The following is a 15,383-nucleotide window of genomic DNA, read 5'->3' as shown; positions in this document are numbered from 1 at the left end:
ATTTGGGACGTATTAAGTCAATAGATGAGATAAGAATTTACCGCGATAAAGAGGTTTAATAATGAGAATTGATCGTTTAACAACTAAATTACAGCTTGCTCTATCCGATGCTCAGTCTGTTGCTTTAGGGCAGGACCACACTACTATCGAGCCTGTGCATTTGTTGGTTGCCTTAATGGATCAGCAAGGGGGAAGTGCTCGCCCCATTCTACAGCAATCCGGTATTCAAGTTGCGAAGTTAAGAGAGGCGCTTGACTCTGTTTTGTCTCGATTGGCGAAAGTGAGCGATCACGATGGCAACGTTCAAATGTCACCAGAAATGGTGAGACTATTAAATCTAGCAGATAAAGAAGCTCAAAAACGTAAAGATCAATATATTTCTTCTGAACTTATTTTGATGGCTATGTTTGATGGTAAGGATGACTTGTCGAAAGCGTTAAAAGCGACAGGTGTGACTAAAGAAGACATTGCTACGGTGATTGATCAAGTTAGAGGAGGAGAGGGTGTTAATGATGCTAATGCTGAAGAAAACCGTCAAGCATTAGACAAGTATACGGTGGACTTAACCGCCAGAGCGGCTTCTGGAAAGCTTGACCCTGTGATTGGTCGAGATGATGAGATTCGCCGTACTATTCAGGTATTGCAGCGCCGTAGGAAAAATAATCCGGTGTTAATTGGTGAACCCGGAGTGGGTAAAACGGCCATCGCTGAGGGGCTGGCTCAACGCATTATTAACGGTGAAGTCCCAGAAGGATTAAAGAATAAAAGAGTGTTGTCCTTGGATATGGGAACGCTCATTGCTGGCGCTAAGTATCGAGGGGAGTTTGAAGAGCGTTTAAAAGCGGTTTTGAATGAACTGGCTAAACAAGAAGGTCAAGTGATTCTTTTTATTGATGAAATTCACACCATGGTTGGTGCAGGAAAATCTGAAGGCTCGATGGATGCGGGTAATATGCTTAAACCTGCTTTGGCGCGTGGTGAGCTGCATTGTGTCGGGGCGACCACGTTAAATGAGTATCGACAATATATTGAAAAAGATGCAGCGTTGGAGCGACGTTTTCAAAAAGTGCTTGTTGAAGAGCCTAGTGTTGCGGACACGGTAGCTATTTTGAGAGGGTTGAAAGAGCGCTATGAAGTGCATCACGGTGTTGATATTACGGACTCGGCAATTATTGCCGCTGCGAAGTTGTCTCAGCGTTATATTACGGATAGGCAGCTTCCGGATAAGGCGATTGATTTAATCGATGAGGCAGGCAGTCGTATTCGTATGGAAATGGACTCAAAGCCAGAGGATATGGATCGACTAGAGAGGCGTTTGATTCAATTAAAAATTGAGCAAGAGGCACTGAAAAAAGAAAAAGACAAAGCGTCAAAACTGCGCCTTACAGAATTGGATACAGAGGTTGCGACGTTAGAAAAGCAATTTTCTGATTTAGATGAAATTTGGAATGCTGAGAAAGCGCTTGTATTGGGAGGGCAGAAACTAAAAGAGGATCTTGAGTCGGTTCGCCATGAAATGGAAGAGGCTCGTAGAGATGGTAACTTAGCGAAAATGTCTGAGTTGCAATACGGTGTTATCCCAATGCTAGAAGCAGAGATAGAAAAAGCGAGTCAGGCAGAAGAGTTAGGTCAAACGAAACTGCTACGAAATCGTGTTAGTGAAGAAGAGATTGCAACCGTTGTATCACGATGGACTGGAATTCCAGTAGACAAAATGCTTGAAGGAGAAAGAGAGAAATTATTACGTATGGAAGAGGCGTTACATGAATCTGTTATAGGGCAGGAAGAAGCGGTGTCGGCTGTGTCGAATGCGGTACGTCGCTCAAGATCGGGCTTATCCGATCCTAATAGACCTAATGGCTCCTTTTTATTCTTAGGTCCCACAGGTGTAGGTAAAACAGAACTGTGTAAGTCGTTGGCAACTTTTCTCTTTGACTCTGACTCAGCGATGGTGCGTTTAGACATGTCTGAGTTTATGGAGAAGCATTCTGTTGCACGATTGATTGGCTCTCCTCCTGGTTATGTAGGCTATGAAGAGGGGGGATATTTGACAGAAGCTGTGCGTCGCCGACCTTACTCTGTATTGTTGCTGGATGAGATAGAAAAGGCTCATCCCGATGTATTTAATATACTATTGCAAGTCTTAGATGATGGTCGTTTAACGGATGGTCAGGGCCGTACAGTGGACTTCCGTAATACGGTTATTGTAATGACATCAAACCTTGGTTCTGATGTGATTCAGGAGTATCGAGATGGTAGTCAGTATGAAGACATTAAAGATAGAGTAATGGAGATTGTCGGTACACACTTTCGACCTGAATTTATTAATCGAATTGATGAGTCTGTTGTATTTCATCCTCTTTTACTGTCACAGATTCAAGGTGTCGCTCGCATACAATTGCAGCACTTGAATGTGCGTTTGAAAGAGATGGGAATGAGCGTAACTCTCAGTGAAAGTGCGATGATGCGTCTGTCTGAAGTAGGTTATGACCCTATCTATGGGGCAAGGCCTCTAAAGCGAGCTATTCAGCGCTGGGTTGAAAACCCATTGGCGAATCAATTATTGGCAGGTAAGTTTGTTAGTGGTGATATTATTGTTGCTGATACTCGGGAGGATGAAATTTACTTTGTAAAAGGTTAGTTGTCTTTTGTAACGAGTGGTCTAAAAACCGTAGGGCAGAAAATGCAACTACGGTTTTTTTGTGTCGTGTATAAGGGCATTAGAAGTCTATGAATGCACCAAGAAACACCCCAGAGCTGTCACTGTTAACATCTTTGTTGTCGATATCAACTAGGTCGATATTCATAGAACGATAGCCACCTTCGATACCAACTAGGAAAGGTGTTTCGTATTTTACTTTAATGGTGGTATCGGTAACGCTTGAGTCGCCAATAGATAGGGCTTTAAATTCTCCACCAATGGATAGACTGGTGCTTGGGATTGTTGCATAGGCAGAAATGTAGGCGAGAGGAATGGTTGCGGATAAATCGCTTCTTACTGAGTCTAGCTCTATGGAGCCGTCAAAGTCTCGTATGGTGAATCCTGCATCCAGCTCTAACCAAAGAATGCCATCTAAAAACTCGTAGTAGAAGGTGTAATCAGTATGGGATAGATCCAGTTTTGCTTTGCCTGACAGTGTCTGTCCTTCAAATACCACATCTGAGGTTACTGTGCCTTCTGATGTTAGGTTTGTACCTTGAAGGCGAATGTTTGGGATCAAAGGAAGAGGGTGTTCAAAAGCAATGCCATAGTAGCTGCTGCTATCTGCGTCCATGTCTGTTGTTTCACTTGTCTCGTCATGATCAGAGAATTCAATGGTTGGATCGGGAGAGAAAGTGCCAAACTCAGCAGTTAGACCCAAAACGTCCGCTTGTGCAGTGCTGGCAAGTACTAAATAAGAAAGTAAAAGAGCTGCTTTCATGATGACATCATCCATATTATTTGAAGGTTATGAATAGTATAAACTTTCGGGTTCGTATTTGACTAATAAAGATTAAATCTTATTAAAAAACGAACTAATGCTAACAAAAGGTTAAAAAATAAAGGGAGGTGTTTTAAGAAGAAAGATGGCTGGGGTAGCAGGATTCGAACCTACGCATGACAGGATCAAAACCTGTTGCCTTACCGCTTGGCGATACCCCAATCAAAAACTTTTAGTGGTGGCTATGACTAGATTCGAACTAGTGACCCCATCATTATGAGTGATGTGCTCTAACCAACTGAGCTACATAGCCTTTATTCTATTAGGTAAAAAATGGCTGGGGTAGCAGGATTCGAACCTACGCATGACAGGATCAAAACCTGTTGCCTTACCGCTTGGCGATACCCCAATATTAAAGTAATTATGGTGGCTATGACTAGATTCGAACTAGTGACCCCATCATTATGAGTGATGTGCTCTAACCAACTGAGCTACATAGCCATAATTATCTTTCTAACGTTGTTTGCAATGGCTGGGGTAGCAGGATTCGAACCTACGCATGACAGGATCAAAACCTGTTGCCTTACCGCTTGGCGATACCCCAATTGCAAACCAGAAACAAACTTTCGTTTTCGTGATCCCTTGTCTCTGGGTGCGATATTATTCATATAACCCCTTATCGGGTCAAGCTTTTTTCTGAAAATATCGATAACAATTTAATAATTTTATACATTAAAACGAAAATGCATTACATCTCCGTCTTTTACTATGTAATCTTTACCTTCAAGGCGCCATTTTCCAGCATCTTTTGCACCGCTTTCACCTTTATAAGATATGAAATCATCATATGCTACTACTTCGGCACGGATAAATCCTTTCTCGAAGTCTGTATGAATAACCCCTGCTGCCTGAGGTCCTGTTGCCCCCTGCTTGATTGTCCATGCTCTTACTTCTTTAACTCCAGCAGTGAAGTAGGTTTGTAGGCCGAGCAGCTCATAGCCTGCGCGTATTACACGGTCTAGCCCTGGTTCTTCCATTCCCATTTCGTCAAGAAACTCTTGCATCTCTTCAGCGTTTAGCTCTGAGATCTCTGCTTCTAGTTGATTGCAAATAGGTACGACAACCGCACCCTCTGCTTCAGCAATGGCTTTCACTTGATCAAGGTGAGGATTATCTTCAAAACCGTCTTCAGCTACGTTGGCAATGTACATGGTCGGCTTTGTTGTAAGGAGATGAAGTGCTTTGACTTCTTTTATTTCATCGTCTGTTAAATCTAATGAGCGAACTGGAAAACCATCTTCTAAATGTGTTTTTAGCCTTTCAAGAAACGCTTTGTGGGCAATGGCGTCTTTGTTGCCACTTTTGGTATTTTTATTTGTACGGAAAATTTGCTTGTCAATGGATTCAATGTCAGCAAAGATCAATTCAAGATTGATTATTTCAATATCTGTTTTTGGATCAATTTTATTAGCAACATGGATAACATTCTCATCTTCGAAACAGCGAACAACGTGTGCAATTGCATCAGTTTCACGAATGTTGGCTAAAAACTTGTTACCAAGACCTTCTCCTTTAGATGCACCTTCTACTAGGCCAGCGATGTCCACGAACTCCATGGTTGTCGCAAGAACTTTCTCTGGCTTTACTATTGCTGAGAGCGAGTCAAGGCGAGGATCAGGCATAGCCACGACACCAGCGTTAGGCTCGATCGTGCAAAAAGGAAAGTTCTCAGCACCAATACCTGCTTTGGTGAGTGCGTTAAATAGAGTCGATTTACCGACATTAGGTAATCCGACGATGCCGCAATTAAAGCCCATAATAATTCCTGAATAAAATAGTAGTGATTAAGCTTTGAAGCTGTGTAATGTATTCATCACATTATTGAGGTTTCCTGCAACGATATCATCTGTGTATCGAAGTGATTCATCAATAGCGTGTTCAATCTTTAGGTATTCTGTGGAAGGTGCTTTGGTCAGTACATAACCTGCAACCTTGCTGGCATGACCGGGGTGGCCTATGCCGATTCGTAAACGACCAAATTCTCGATTGTTGCCGAGTTTGGTTATTATATCTTTTAAGCCATTATGGCCACCGTGACCACCACCTACTTTTAATTTCGCAGTGCCAGGAGGGAGGTCTAACTCGTCATGAATGACTAACACTTCCTGAGGCGGTATTTTATAAAACTGGCATAGGGCTTGGACTGCGGAGCCGCTTAAATTCATATAAGTGGTTGGAATAAGTAAGTAGCATTCTTTTCCACCAATAGAAACTTTGCTAAATTCACCTGAAAATTTCTTTTCATAACGTAAAAGACATTGGCTCTGATGAGCCAATGTCTTTATGTATTGAGCGCCGGCATTGTGGCGGGTATTTTCATATTCTGTGCCAGGATTTCCTAGACCAACCAATAGTTTAAAACTCACAACAATGCTGCCTTCAATAATTAGTATTAACGTTTAGACTTGTCGATACGACCAATTGGTTGGTTGTGATCTTCGCCTTTCAATAGCGAAACAAGTTCAACGTTCTCAGGAACAATTGCATCAGAAAGGTGGTAAATATCACCAAGTTGAGCGTTAGAGCAATCAACAACAAGTTCAGTCGGTAGGTTCCCTGGTAGGCAGCGAACTTCAGCAAGTTTCGATTCAATAACTAGGCGGCCACCTTGAGTCTTAACACCAGCACTTGTTGCCGCGCCAGAGAAGTTAAGAGGTACGCGAGTTGTTATAGTGGTATTTTCTTCTACACGAAGCAGGTCGATGTGAAGAACTTCAGCTCGTGCTGGGTGGCGTTGAAGTGCTTTAACGATTACTTTTTCTGGGTTGCCGTTTACAGTAACTTCGATAACACTAGTGAAGAATGCTGGATTTTCAATCGCTTTTTTTAATTCATTTACAGCGAAAGAGATAGATTGTGGCTCAGAAGAACCACCATAGATCACACCAGGAACTAGGTTTTCTTTACGTAGGCGGCGGCTCGCACCTTTGCCATGATTTTCACGAGTGTTTGAGTTTATAGTTAATGACATTTTACATTCCTAAATTAAGTTTAATACGCCCAAGACTGCGACCGGTCCCGAGCAAAGTGTTTGGTTTTGAGTTAGGCACCAAACATAGCACTAATAGACTCTTCATTGCATACGCGACGAACAGCCTCTGCCAATATATCCGACATAGATAATTGACGAATTTTAGAACACTCAAGAGCGTCTTTTCTTAGAGGAATTGTATCTGTGACTATCAATTCATCTAAAACAGAATTATTTATATTTTCAATTGCTTTGCCAGAAAGAATTGGGTGTGTGCAATAAGCAAGCACTCTTTCTGCGCCATTATCTTTCAGGGCTCTTGCAGCAGCGCATAATGTGCCGCCAGTATCGCACATGTCGTCAATTAGGACACATGTTTTTCCTGAAACATCACCAATTAAATGCATTATTTGAGCTTCGTTGGCACGAGGGCGACGCTTATCAATGATAGCTAAATCTGCATCATCTAATAGTTTAGCGAAAGCTCGGGCTCGAACAACACCGCCAACGTCTGGAGAGACAACCGTGATGTTTTCGTAGCCTTGGCGTTGCAAGTCATCTAGTAAAACGGGTGTTCCGTAAACGTTATCAACAGGAATATCGAAAAAACCTTGAATTTGATCCGCATGAAGGTCAACGGTTAAGACACGGTTGATGCCGACTGCTGAAATCATATCTGCAACTACTTTTGCAGTAATGGGTACGCGGGCAGAGCGTACGCGACGATCTTGACGAGCGTAACCAAAATAAGGAATAACTGCGGTTACACGACTTGCAGATGCACGGCGCAGTGCGTCTGCCATGACGATCAGTTCCATTAAGTTGTCATTACTAGGTGTACAGGTAGATTGGATAATAAAAACGTCTTTGCCTCGGACATTTTCATTTATCTCTACTGTGATTTCTCCGTCACTGAATTTGCCAACAGACGCGTTACCAATGGGTAGGCCTAAGCGACGTACTACTCGACGAGCGAGTTCAGGGTTTGCATTACCGGTAAAAACCATCAACTTGGACACTGTGAATACCCTTTGTATTATATTGTTCGTGGTGGATCGAGATATTGTTTGGAAAATAACTGAAAACAGTCAAAAATACGTAATAACGAACAGTGTTCGATTGCCTAACGTATTTTAATTTCCATTGTTTGCTACCCACTGGTCAAGTGCTTGATGCGTTAATGAGGTATTACATCCATTGCATATCCAAGCTTGCCATTTTTTTGGCAATGCTCGTTTTACCCGTTCAGCATCACTTTTTTGTTTAAATGCGATGAAAAGACACGCACCAGTCCCTGTAAGTTTGACATCCCCTTGATTTTTAAGGCAAAGATACGCTTCATTTACATCTGGATAGAGTGCCCTTACTGTATCTAAACAATCATTATGCCCGTCCAGTGTTAAGACGTGCGATATTTTGATGGTCGGGGTGTCTCTTGTCAAACGTTTATCGGTAAAAATTTGACCTGTATTTACATGGGTATTGGGTTTGACGAGAAGGTACACTGGCGTTTCTGGTTCAACGAAAGTTAGAATTTCGCCTACACCTTCTGCGAAAGCACTTTTGCCATGAATAAATATCGGTACATCAGCACCTAAAGACAGCCCCATGCTAGCCAGTTCATTGAGAGAGATCTTGCATTTCCAAAGTTGATTGAGTGCCAAAAGCGTCGTAGCGGCATTTGAGCTTCCTCCTCCAATACCAGCACCCATAGGCAGTCGTTTGGTGATATGTATATCGATACCAAGGTTTGGTTCTGTTCTGAATGGAAGCAATAATTGAGCCGCTTTAAATATTAAATTCTCTTCAATAGGTAAATTATTTATTTCAGGAAAGAGATGAATGCGATCCTCTGAGTTGACGGTAAATTCGAGTGTGTCGTATAAATCTATAAACTGAAACAATGTCTCCAGCAAATGGTAACCGTTTTCTTTTTTGCCAATAATGTGTAAAAAAAGATTGAGCTTTGCTGGAGAAGGGAGGGTGAGTGTGGTTATTGAATTGTCCATTGTGTAATGATCAAATTTACTCTAAAAGGTGGTTTAGATGCTTGGAGTTTGCTTGGAAGCTCCAGCGTATCAATTGTGCTGTATTCTTTGTAGGTGACGGTCCAACCATCTTGGATAATTTCTTCTGGACGATCGCTGTTGAAGCGGTTGAAAATTTCATAATGACTATTAGGTGATGGTAACCCACGAATCCAATACGTTACTTGGTTTACAGGAAACTGCCAACCGAAATGCTCATTTAATAAAGCGTGGGCGGATGTTCCTTCTACAGTGACATCTTGATACTTTAACTCAATGTTGCCATTTTCAATTTGTTTTAAATGTGTTGCGCCTTGGCCAAATGGCCCAATAATGGATAAATCGAATGTTGACTGATTGTGTAACCAATTAAAATTTCCAGAGAGTGCATCTTCTTCTGTTCGTATCCCGACCCTGCCAACAGTTTCCCATTGTGTAATTTGATCTATGGATTTAGGTATCGGAGGCGCTTTTTTTGGCGAATTGCTACATGCTGATATAAGCAGCAGGGTTGTTATAATAATACCGATTTTCATTATGGTCAGTCCTGTAAATAGCCGCTTATTTAAGCATGGAAGGGTTCAATCGATTTAATGTTTCGTTTAGCACGGGGTGGTTTGGTGTGCTATCTAGTGCTTTTTGCCAAATAATAATAGCTTCGTCGTATTTTTTTTGAATCCACAGAGCTTCGCCATAGTGAGCGGCTATTTCGGCTTCTGGTAAAATTTGCCATGCTTCATTTAGTAATGGCTCCGCCTTTTTTGCATCACCTTGTAAAACATACCCCCAACCCAAGCTATCAATGATAGCGGGATTTTTAGGGTCTTTTTCATAAGCTATAGATATCAATTTTATCGCTTCTTCATAGCGATTGGAACGCACTAATAGTGTATACCCAAGCGCATTCAGATAGTTAGCATTTTCAGGGTCTTTGTTAAGCAGATATCGTAGCTCGGTTTCTGTTGTCTGCCAATTTCCTAATGAGTCTACCAACAAGGCTTTTTTATATCGTATCGGATTGGCATCGGGTTTTTGTTGTAAAATGCTATTGGCGAGTTCAAGAGACAACTGGGGTTTTAAGTTGTCTTCGTGATGCTGCATTATATTTAATATTTGCTCAACATTTTGTCTTTTCTTGAAGCGATAAACAACGATGTCGTTTATGTCTTGTTCGTGTTTTAAATCATAGAGCCAGACAACCATTTGTTCAGTCGCCGTGTTGTACAGTTGCCCGTTTATTTTGCTTAACGTCTCTATTGCATCTTGTTTCATGTCTTGGCTTGCAAGGGCGCTTGCCTCTAGAAAATAAAATTGGTCTGCAAAACCAGATGATAAATAGTCGATTTCTTTTAAAACATTCAGTGCGGATTCTATTTTCCCATTTTGGATTAAAAGGCTGATGTAGTGAATTGACAATTGAGATTGGTAAAGTGGTGGCAGCTCGGCTTCGTTATAGTGTTGTTTTGCTATGTCAAAATTTTGATTAGTGAGCTCAAAGTCAATTAGCGATGAGATAAGTGAGTATTCGTTAGGGTAGAGTGCTAAACCCTGTTGCAATGTAGTAATAGCGTCCTCTGTCTGTTCTTCTTGCTTTTGGATGAGCGCAAGAATGAAATAAACATTTGACTCAAGAAGGGTCTTGCTTTTGTTACTGTCATTCACCAAAGACTGGGCTATCTTTTTTGCTCTTTGAAAATGGCCCTGTAAATAAGCTGTATGTGCAAGTGCGGATCGTATTTCGAACTGAGTCGTTAAGTGATTAGGCAGTTGATTTAGCGCAGTATCAACAATGGCTAAATAATTTGGCGAAGACGCAAATGCATTAATGATTGGCGTAATAAAATTCAAAGGAACTGAATTATTATAAGCGTTTAATAGGGTTTCAGACAATTTATCAACTTGTTTATCTAATATAAAAACTCGGAAACGAATAGGGTAAACAGCATGAGAGAGCGGGTCTATAGATAACCATAAATCAGTGGCTTTCGCAGCAAACTGAGGGTTATTTAACGATAAGGCGATACGCGTAGCTTTTTCTGTTAAAGAGACATTTCTTGTTGAGTTTGCCAAGTCATAGTATCGAGTAAAGGCCTCTTCTTTTTCTCCTCTACGTAATGCAAACTCTGCCGCTAGTGCTTGTTGAATTGGTGTTTTTTGACCTGTGATTTCAATTGATAATGAATGGGGATATGCCGTGTGTTGGTGATCACCAGAATCGTTGGTATTAGACAATGTACTGCAACCAGATAAGACCAATAGGCAAAAAACAGCGCTGGACGCAGATTGCCATAAAGGCGCTGTTTTTTTCGAATAGCGCTTTATTGAAGAAAGCATGTTTATTATTTGGTTAAGTAACATAGTAAATGACATCTTTTTCTCAATTAAAAGGGATTGAGTTCTCTGTTCAACGGTTGTGTTTGTCTGTAGTTTATTAAAAATAGACTCGAAATATGCATTTATATTTGAAAAATACGATTTTTTGCCTCTTTCACCTCACTTTGGTGTTGTCTGTTCGTAATATTGCGAAAAGGTTTTTAACTCTCATTATGGTGTCTTTTAGGAAGGTGCTACTCATTGTTTAAAAAACCATACGACTAACGAATAGGGATAACCTACCACAATGACTAGATTTATTGACATCATGGGGTGCGAAAGTGCGCCAATACCACGTATAATGCACGCACTAAAATTCGATGTACATACAATTAGATGATCAAACGCAAAGTATTGTATTTACAGTTTAATTCTAAAGAAGAGTTTTTTGAATGCCGCTAGTCACGGTTGGTATCAACCATAAAACTGCCCCGGTTTCTATTCGAGAGCGTGTTGCCTTTGCGCCAGAAAAAATGTTCGATGCATTGGATGAGCTCGTTCATATGGAGCGAGCTCAAGAAGCGGTGATCGTTTCTACCTGTAATCGTACTGAACTGTATTGCTTAGTGGAAAGCGATGAAAAGGTAACCCGTATCATTGAATGGTTAAGTGAATATCATTGTATTCCATTAGAGGATTTACAAAAATTTTGCTACGCACATCATGAAGATGAAAGCGTCCGTCATGTTATGCGTGTCGCTTCGGGTTTGGATTCTTTGGTTTTGGGGGAGCCGCAAATTCTTGGTCAAGTAAAATCCGCCTTTGCGGTCTCTCAAGAAGGTAAGTACATAGGTGCAAATCTACAAGGCTTGTTTCAAAAAACATTTTCAATTGCTAAGCAAGTTAGAACGGACACATCAATAGGGGAGAACCCTGTATCCATTGCTTTTGCATCGGTTAGTTTGGCGCAACGCATCTTTGCAGATGTGAAAAAAAGCACGGCATTGCTTATCGGGGCAGGTCAAACGATTGAGCTGGTTGCTAAACATTTAAAAGAGAGTGGAATCAAACGGATTATAGTTGCGAATAGAACTTTAACCCGTGCCCAAGTTTTGGCGGAAGAAATGGGGGCGGAAGCCATTTTATTGTCCGATATTGCTGAATATCTACCTTTGGCAGACATTGTCATTTCTTCTACGGCAAGTCAGTTACCGATTATTGGTAAAGGTGTGATCGAAAAAGCGATTGCAAAGCGTCGTCGTAAACCGATGCTGTTAATTGATATTGCGGTTCCTAGAGACATTGAACCGGAAGTGGAAGACATAAAAGACATTTATTTGTACACAGTGGATGACCTTCACTCGGTTATTCAAGAAAATCAAAAAGCACGTCTTGATGCTGCCAAAGAAGCCGAAGTTATTATAGATGAGGGTGTTGCTGCTTTTCGTAAAAGCATTGAATCAAGAAAAGTGACCGACATCATTGTTAATTACCGGCAGCAAGCGGAATCGATAAAGCAATTAGAATTGGCGAAAGCCATTAAAAGTCTTGATGCTGGTCAAATACCAGAACAGGTCCTACAGAAACTCGCACATAACTTGATGAATAAGCTGATCAACTCACCTACTCAATACCTTAGAGTGGCAGGTGCGAATGAAGATCAACAGGCTTTAGGAATTGCATCTCAAGTTTTGGGCCTTACAGATGAAAAGCATAAATAATGAAAGAGTCGATTAAATTCAAATTAGAAAACCTCTCGGATCGTTATGATGAATTGGCTGCTTTACTTGGTGAAGCGGAAGTCATTATGAATCAGGATCTATTCCGTTCTTATTCAAAAGAGTATGCGGAACTTGAACCCGTAGTGAAGTGTTTTAATGATTTTCAGCAAATAGAAGAAAACATCGAAGAAGCGGAATTGATGTGTTCTGATAGTGATCCAGATCTACGTGATATGGGACAAGAGGAATTAAAGGCAGGCCAGCAACAAAAGGAAACTCTATTAGAAGAGTTACAAAAACTGTTGTTACCAAAAGACCCGAATGATTCACGTAACGTATTTCTTGAAGTGCGTGCGGGGACGGGTGGTGATGAAGCCTCTATTTTCGCTGGTGATTTGTTTCGTATGTATTCTCGTTACGCAGAGGTACAGCGTTGGAAGGTGGAAGTTATCAGTGCCAATGAAGGAGAACATGGCGGATATAAAGAAGTGATAGCCCGTATTGTGGGTGAAGGTGCTTATTCAAAATTGAAGTTTGAATCAGGTGCTCATCGTGTACAGCGTGTACCAGCGACAGAGTCTCAAGGTCGTATTCATACTTCCGCTTGTACTGTGGCTATTATGGCGGAAATGGATGAAGTGGATGCGATTGAAATCAACAAATCGGATTTACGAATTGATACATTTAGAGCGTCGGGCGCTGGTGGTCAGCACGTAAATAAAACAGATTCAGCGATTCGTTTAACTCACATTCCATCGGGGTTGGTTGTTGAATGCCAGGAAGAGCGCTCACAGCATAAAAACCGTGCGAAAGCGATGTCATTACTTGCGTCTCGTTTGCAATCCGCAGAAGAAGAAAAGTATGCGGCAGAGCAATCTGAGACACGTAAGTCGTTGGTGGGGAGTGGCGATCGATCTGAGCGCATTCGAACGTATAACTACCCTCAAGGTAGGGTAACCGATCACCGTATTAATCTTACTCTATATAAGTTAGATGAGATCATTACAGGTGAATTGGATTCATTAGTGAATCCGTTGATTAATGAGCATCAAGCTGAGCAGCTTGCCTCGCTAAGTAACGATAATTCGTAAGAATGAGAATAGACGAATCGATACAAAAAGGGGCGGCTGTATTGGCCGCCTCTTCAGATACGGCTCTTTTGGACGCGCAGTTGTTATTGGCGAATGCACTAAAGGTAAGCTCTTCTTATCTTTATACTTGGCCTGAACGTATTTTAACGCTTGAGCAGGAGAAGGCTTTTAATGCGTTGCTTGATGCGCGTGTTTTGGGTGAGCCTATTGCGTATTTATTAGGGGTGCAAGAATTTTGGTCGTTAGAATTTAACGTCTCTCCTTGTACTTTGATTCCAAGACCCGACACAGAAGTATTGGTTGAACTTGCTTTAGAAGTGCTAGACGGAATAAAAAAACCATCGGTTCTTGATTTGGGTACAGGTACAGGCGCAATTGCTTTGTCCATTGCTTCAGAGCGGTCTGATGCCCAAGTGCAAGCGGTTGATGTTGTTGATGAAGCTGTTGATTTAGCAAAGGGAAATGCAAAAAAATTGTGCTTAGATGCTGAGATTTATCAAAGCAGTTGGTTTGATAATGTGACTTTTTCAGAGTTTGATTTGATTGTGTCAAACCCTCCCTATATTGATAAGAAAGATCACCACTTAAATGAAGGTGACGTGCGTTATGAACCTCAATCCGCTTTGGTTGCTGGTAAGGCAGGTTTTGCTGATATTCAAACCATTGCAGAAGAGGCTGTTGGTTATTTAAAATCATCGGGTTGGTTGATACTTGAACATGGGTTTGAGCAGTCTGAAAGGTGTAAAGCAATTTTGTTTTCATTAGGTTATCAATGTATTGCTACCCATAAAGATTATTCAGGTAACAATAGGGTAACGATGGGGAGGCGGCCTAATTAAAGCCGATGTTGTGAATCGGCTTCATCAAATGTGTTTTCAATTTAGCAGGTAAATAAATAGATCAATGCATCCCCAATGTACAGAATGTTTATGTGTCAGCGGCCAACCGAGTGCTTTCAGATCGAATGAAAACAGGCGCACTTACCTCTGATTGTTTCTCATCGTATTGATAACCAGAATAATTGAACTTGATTAGGTCGTTGTAATTCATGCTACGACTTTCAATCAAATAACGAGCCATTAAGCCTCGTGCTTTTTTCGCATAAAAGCTAATTACTTTATACTTTCCATTTTTTTCATCCAGAAATACGGGGGAAATTACCTTATTTTTAAGTACTTTTAAATCAACGGATTTAAAATACTCGTTTGATGCAAGGTTAATAAGTAACTCATCATGTGCTAGTTCCTGGTTCAGTTGCTTTGCAATGGTGTCTTTCCAAAAGTGATATAAATTGTCCCCTTTAGGGTTTTTGAGTTTAATCCCCATTTCTAAGCGATAAGCTTGTATCAAATCCAATGGTTTAAGTAATCCATATAAACCACTCAGCATCCGTAAATTACTTTGTGCGTAGTGAATGTCTGCTTCGGTTAAGGTGTAGGCATCCAGCCCAGTGTAAACGTCTCCCATAAAGGTAAAGATGGCTTGCTTGCTGTTGCTTGCTGTATGTTCTAATTGCCATGCTTGATAACGTTCAACATTAACAGTAGATAGCTTATCGCTGAGCTTCATTAAATTAGCAATGTCTGCTGGTGTATAAGGTCTAATTGTTTCAATTAAAGATTGTGACTCATCCAAAAAAATTGGAATAGAGTGCTGGGAAGTTGGCTGTTTAGATGTTAGATCGAGTGTTTTTGCTGGAGATATTAAAAATTTCATAGCTTTTCCAAGAGTTTACACGTTTGAGGATTGCGTTTGTTTAAGATTATCCATAGAGTTAC

Annotated in this window: 13 protein-coding genes and 5 tRNA genes; 4 read left to right on the top strand and 14 right to left on the bottom strand. The window is 41.0% G+C overall.

All coding sequences use genetic code 11. From position 1 onward, the window contains the following. Nucleotides 1-61: 61 nt before the first annotated feature. Nucleotides 62-2,641: an ATP-dependent chaperone ClpB gene (clpB, locus tag ACMUMJ_RS02785; RefSeq protein WP_414677277.1), complete on the top strand. Its 2,580-nt coding sequence runs from the start codon at nucleotides 62-64 to the stop codon at nucleotides 2,639-2,641. Between the two features lie 79 nt (nucleotides 2,642-2,720). On the opposite strand, the gene ACMUMJ_RS02780 is transcribed toward clpB, so the two are convergent. The 13 genes from ACMUMJ_RS02780 to ACMUMJ_RS02720 all read right to left on the bottom strand — a co-directional run bounded on the left by ACMUMJ_RS02780 (nucleotide 2,721) and on the right by ACMUMJ_RS02720 (nucleotide 10,850). Further along, the gene (locus ACMUMJ_RS02780; protein WP_414677276.1) at nucleotides 2,721-3,422 is read right to left on the bottom strand and encodes a TIGR04219 family outer membrane beta-barrel protein; all 702 of its coding nucleotides are present in this window, start codon (nucleotides 3,420-3,422) and stop codon (nucleotides 2,721-2,723) included. 146 nt (nucleotides 3,423-3,568) lie between these two features. After that, nucleotides 3,569-3,643 (bottom strand) — tRNA-Gln (locus tag ACMUMJ_RS02775). Between the two features lie 15 nt (nucleotides 3,644-3,658). Beyond that, nucleotides 3,659-3,735: transfer RNA gene (locus tag ACMUMJ_RS02770), tRNA-Met, on the bottom strand. A 21-nt stretch (nucleotides 3,736-3,756) separates the two neighbouring features. Beyond that, nucleotides 3,757-3,831 (bottom strand) — tRNA-Gln (locus tag ACMUMJ_RS02765). Between the two features lie 15 nt (nucleotides 3,832-3,846). Then, a tRNA-Met gene (locus tag ACMUMJ_RS02760) sits at nucleotides 3,847-3,923 on the bottom strand. A gap of 28 nt (nucleotides 3,924-3,951) precedes the next feature. Continuing rightward, nucleotides 3,952-4,026: transfer RNA gene (locus ACMUMJ_RS02755), tRNA-Gln, on the bottom strand. Between the two features lie 121 nt (nucleotides 4,027-4,147). Further along, the gene (gene ychF, locus ACMUMJ_RS02750; protein WP_414677275.1) at nucleotides 4,148-5,239 is read right to left on the bottom strand and encodes a redox-regulated ATPase YchF; all 1,092 of its coding nucleotides are present in this window, start codon (nucleotides 5,237-5,239) and stop codon (nucleotides 4,148-4,150) included. A gap of 27 nt (nucleotides 5,240-5,266) precedes the next feature. After that, nucleotides 5,267-5,854 (bottom strand): aminoacyl-tRNA hydrolase, encoded by a 588-nt coding sequence (gene pth / locus ACMUMJ_RS02745; protein WP_414677314.1) that lies wholly within the window; start codon nucleotides 5,852-5,854, stop codon nucleotides 5,267-5,269. Between the two features lie 20 nt (nucleotides 5,855-5,874). Then, nucleotides 5,875-6,453, bottom strand: coding sequence for a 50S ribosomal protein L25/general stress protein Ctc (locus tag ACMUMJ_RS02740; RefSeq protein WP_414677274.1), 579 nt, complete (start codon nucleotides 6,451-6,453; stop codon nucleotides 5,875-5,877). Nucleotides 6,454-6,524: 71 nt separating this feature from the next. Then, nucleotides 6,525-7,472 (bottom strand): ribose-phosphate pyrophosphokinase, encoded by a 948-nt coding sequence (locus ACMUMJ_RS02735; RefSeq protein WP_414677273.1) that lies wholly within the window; start codon nucleotides 7,470-7,472, stop codon nucleotides 6,525-6,527. 114 nt (nucleotides 7,473-7,586) lie between these two features. Next, entirely contained in the window at nucleotides 7,587-8,462 is an 876-nt protein-coding gene (gene ispE / locus ACMUMJ_RS02730; RefSeq protein ID WP_414677272.1) for a 4-(cytidine 5'-diphospho)-2-C-methyl-D-erythritol kinase, read from the bottom strand. Further along, a complete protein-coding gene (gene lolB / locus ACMUMJ_RS02725) occupies nucleotides 8,447-9,016 on the bottom strand; it encodes a lipoprotein insertase outer membrane protein LolB (RefSeq protein WP_414677271.1) in 570 nt (189 codons plus the stop codon). The genes ispE and lolB overlap by 16 nt, the downstream gene beginning before the upstream one ends. 25 nt (nucleotides 9,017-9,041) lie before the next feature. Next, nucleotides 9,042-10,850, bottom strand: a complete 1,809-nt coding sequence (locus tag ACMUMJ_RS02720) for a tetratricopeptide repeat protein (protein WP_414677270.1) — start codon at nucleotides 10,848-10,850, stop codon at nucleotides 9,042-9,044. Nucleotides 10,851-11,245: 395 nt separating this feature from the next. Between ACMUMJ_RS02720 and hemA the strand changes: the two genes are divergently transcribed. Genes hemA through prmC form a run of 3 tightly spaced genes read left to right on the top strand, consistent with a single transcriptional unit; the run spans nucleotide 11,246 to nucleotide 14,444 of the window. Then, nucleotides 11,246-12,514: a glutamyl-tRNA reductase gene (gene hemA, locus ACMUMJ_RS02715; RefSeq protein ID WP_414677269.1), complete on the top strand. Its 1,269-nt coding sequence runs from the start codon at nucleotides 11,246-11,248 to the stop codon at nucleotides 12,512-12,514. After that, complete coding sequence (prfA, locus tag ACMUMJ_RS02710) at nucleotides 12,514-13,605, top strand: peptide chain release factor 1 (RefSeq protein ID WP_414677268.1); 1,092 nt, start codon at nucleotides 12,514-12,516, stop codon at nucleotides 13,603-13,605. Before hemA ends, prfA begins: the two co-directional genes overlap by 1 nt. Before the next feature lie 2 nt (nucleotides 13,606-13,607). Further along, nucleotides 13,608-14,444 (top strand): peptide chain release factor N(5)-glutamine methyltransferase, encoded by an 837-nt coding sequence (prmC, locus tag ACMUMJ_RS02705; protein WP_414677267.1) that lies wholly within the window; start codon nucleotides 13,608-13,610, stop codon nucleotides 14,442-14,444. Nucleotides 14,445-14,532: 88 nt separating this feature from the next. Here prmC and yaaA read toward each other — a convergent pair whose 3' ends face one another. Then, entirely contained in the window at nucleotides 14,533-15,321 is a 789-nt protein-coding gene (yaaA, locus tag ACMUMJ_RS02700) for a peroxide stress protein YaaA (protein WP_414677266.1), read from the bottom strand. Nucleotides 15,322-15,383: the final 62 nt, after the last annotated feature.

The sequence above is a fragment of the Marinomonas phycocola genome (assembly GCF_047525455.1).
Taxonomy (GTDB): domain Bacteria; phylum Pseudomonadota; class Gammaproteobacteria; order Pseudomonadales; family Marinomonadaceae; genus Marinomonas.
The sequence above is the reverse complement of the archived record's forward strand: the minus strand, read 5'-3'. Positions and strand labels throughout refer to the sequence as shown.

What these genes read in the sequence shown, in the direction of transcription:
- clpB (WP_414677277.1), top strand. Translation starts at nt 62, where the DNA reads ATGAGAATTGATCGTTTAACAACTAAATTACAGCTTGCTCTATCCGAT.
- ACMUMJ_RS02780 (WP_414677276.1), bottom strand. Translation starts at nt 3,422, where the DNA reads ATGAAAGCAGCTCTTTTACTTTCTTATTTAGTACTTGCCAGCACTGCA.
- ychF (WP_414677275.1), bottom strand. Translation starts at nt 5,239, where the DNA reads ATGGGCTTTAATTGCGGCATCGTCGGATTACCTAATGTCGGTAAATCG.
- ACMUMJ_RS02740 (WP_414677274.1), bottom strand. Translation starts at nt 6,453, where the DNA reads ATGTCATTAACTATAAACTCAAACACTCGTGAAAATCATGGCAAAGGT.
- ispE (WP_414677272.1), bottom strand. Translation starts at nt 8,462, where the DNA reads ATGGACAATTCAATAACCACACTCACCCTCCCTTCTCCAGCAAAGCTC.
- lolB (WP_414677271.1), bottom strand. Translation starts at nt 9,016, where the DNA reads ATGAAAATCGGTATTATTATAACAACCCTGCTGCTTATATCAGCATGT.
- ACMUMJ_RS02720 (WP_414677270.1), bottom strand. Translation starts at nt 10,850, where the DNA reads ATGTCATTTACTATGTTACTTAACCAAATAATAAACATGCTTTCTTCA.
- hemA (WP_414677269.1), top strand. Translation starts at nt 11,246, where the DNA reads ATGCCGCTAGTCACGGTTGGTATCAACCATAAAACTGCCCCGGTTTCT.
- prfA (WP_414677268.1), top strand. Translation starts at nt 12,514, where the DNA reads ATGAAAGAGTCGATTAAATTCAAATTAGAAAACCTCTCGGATCGTTAT.
- prmC (WP_414677267.1), top strand. Translation starts at nt 13,608, where the DNA reads ATGAGAATAGACGAATCGATACAAAAAGGGGCGGCTGTATTGGCCGCC.
- yaaA (WP_414677266.1), bottom strand. Translation starts at nt 15,321, where the DNA reads ATGAAATTTTTAATATCTCCAGCAAAAACACTCGATCTAACATCTAAA.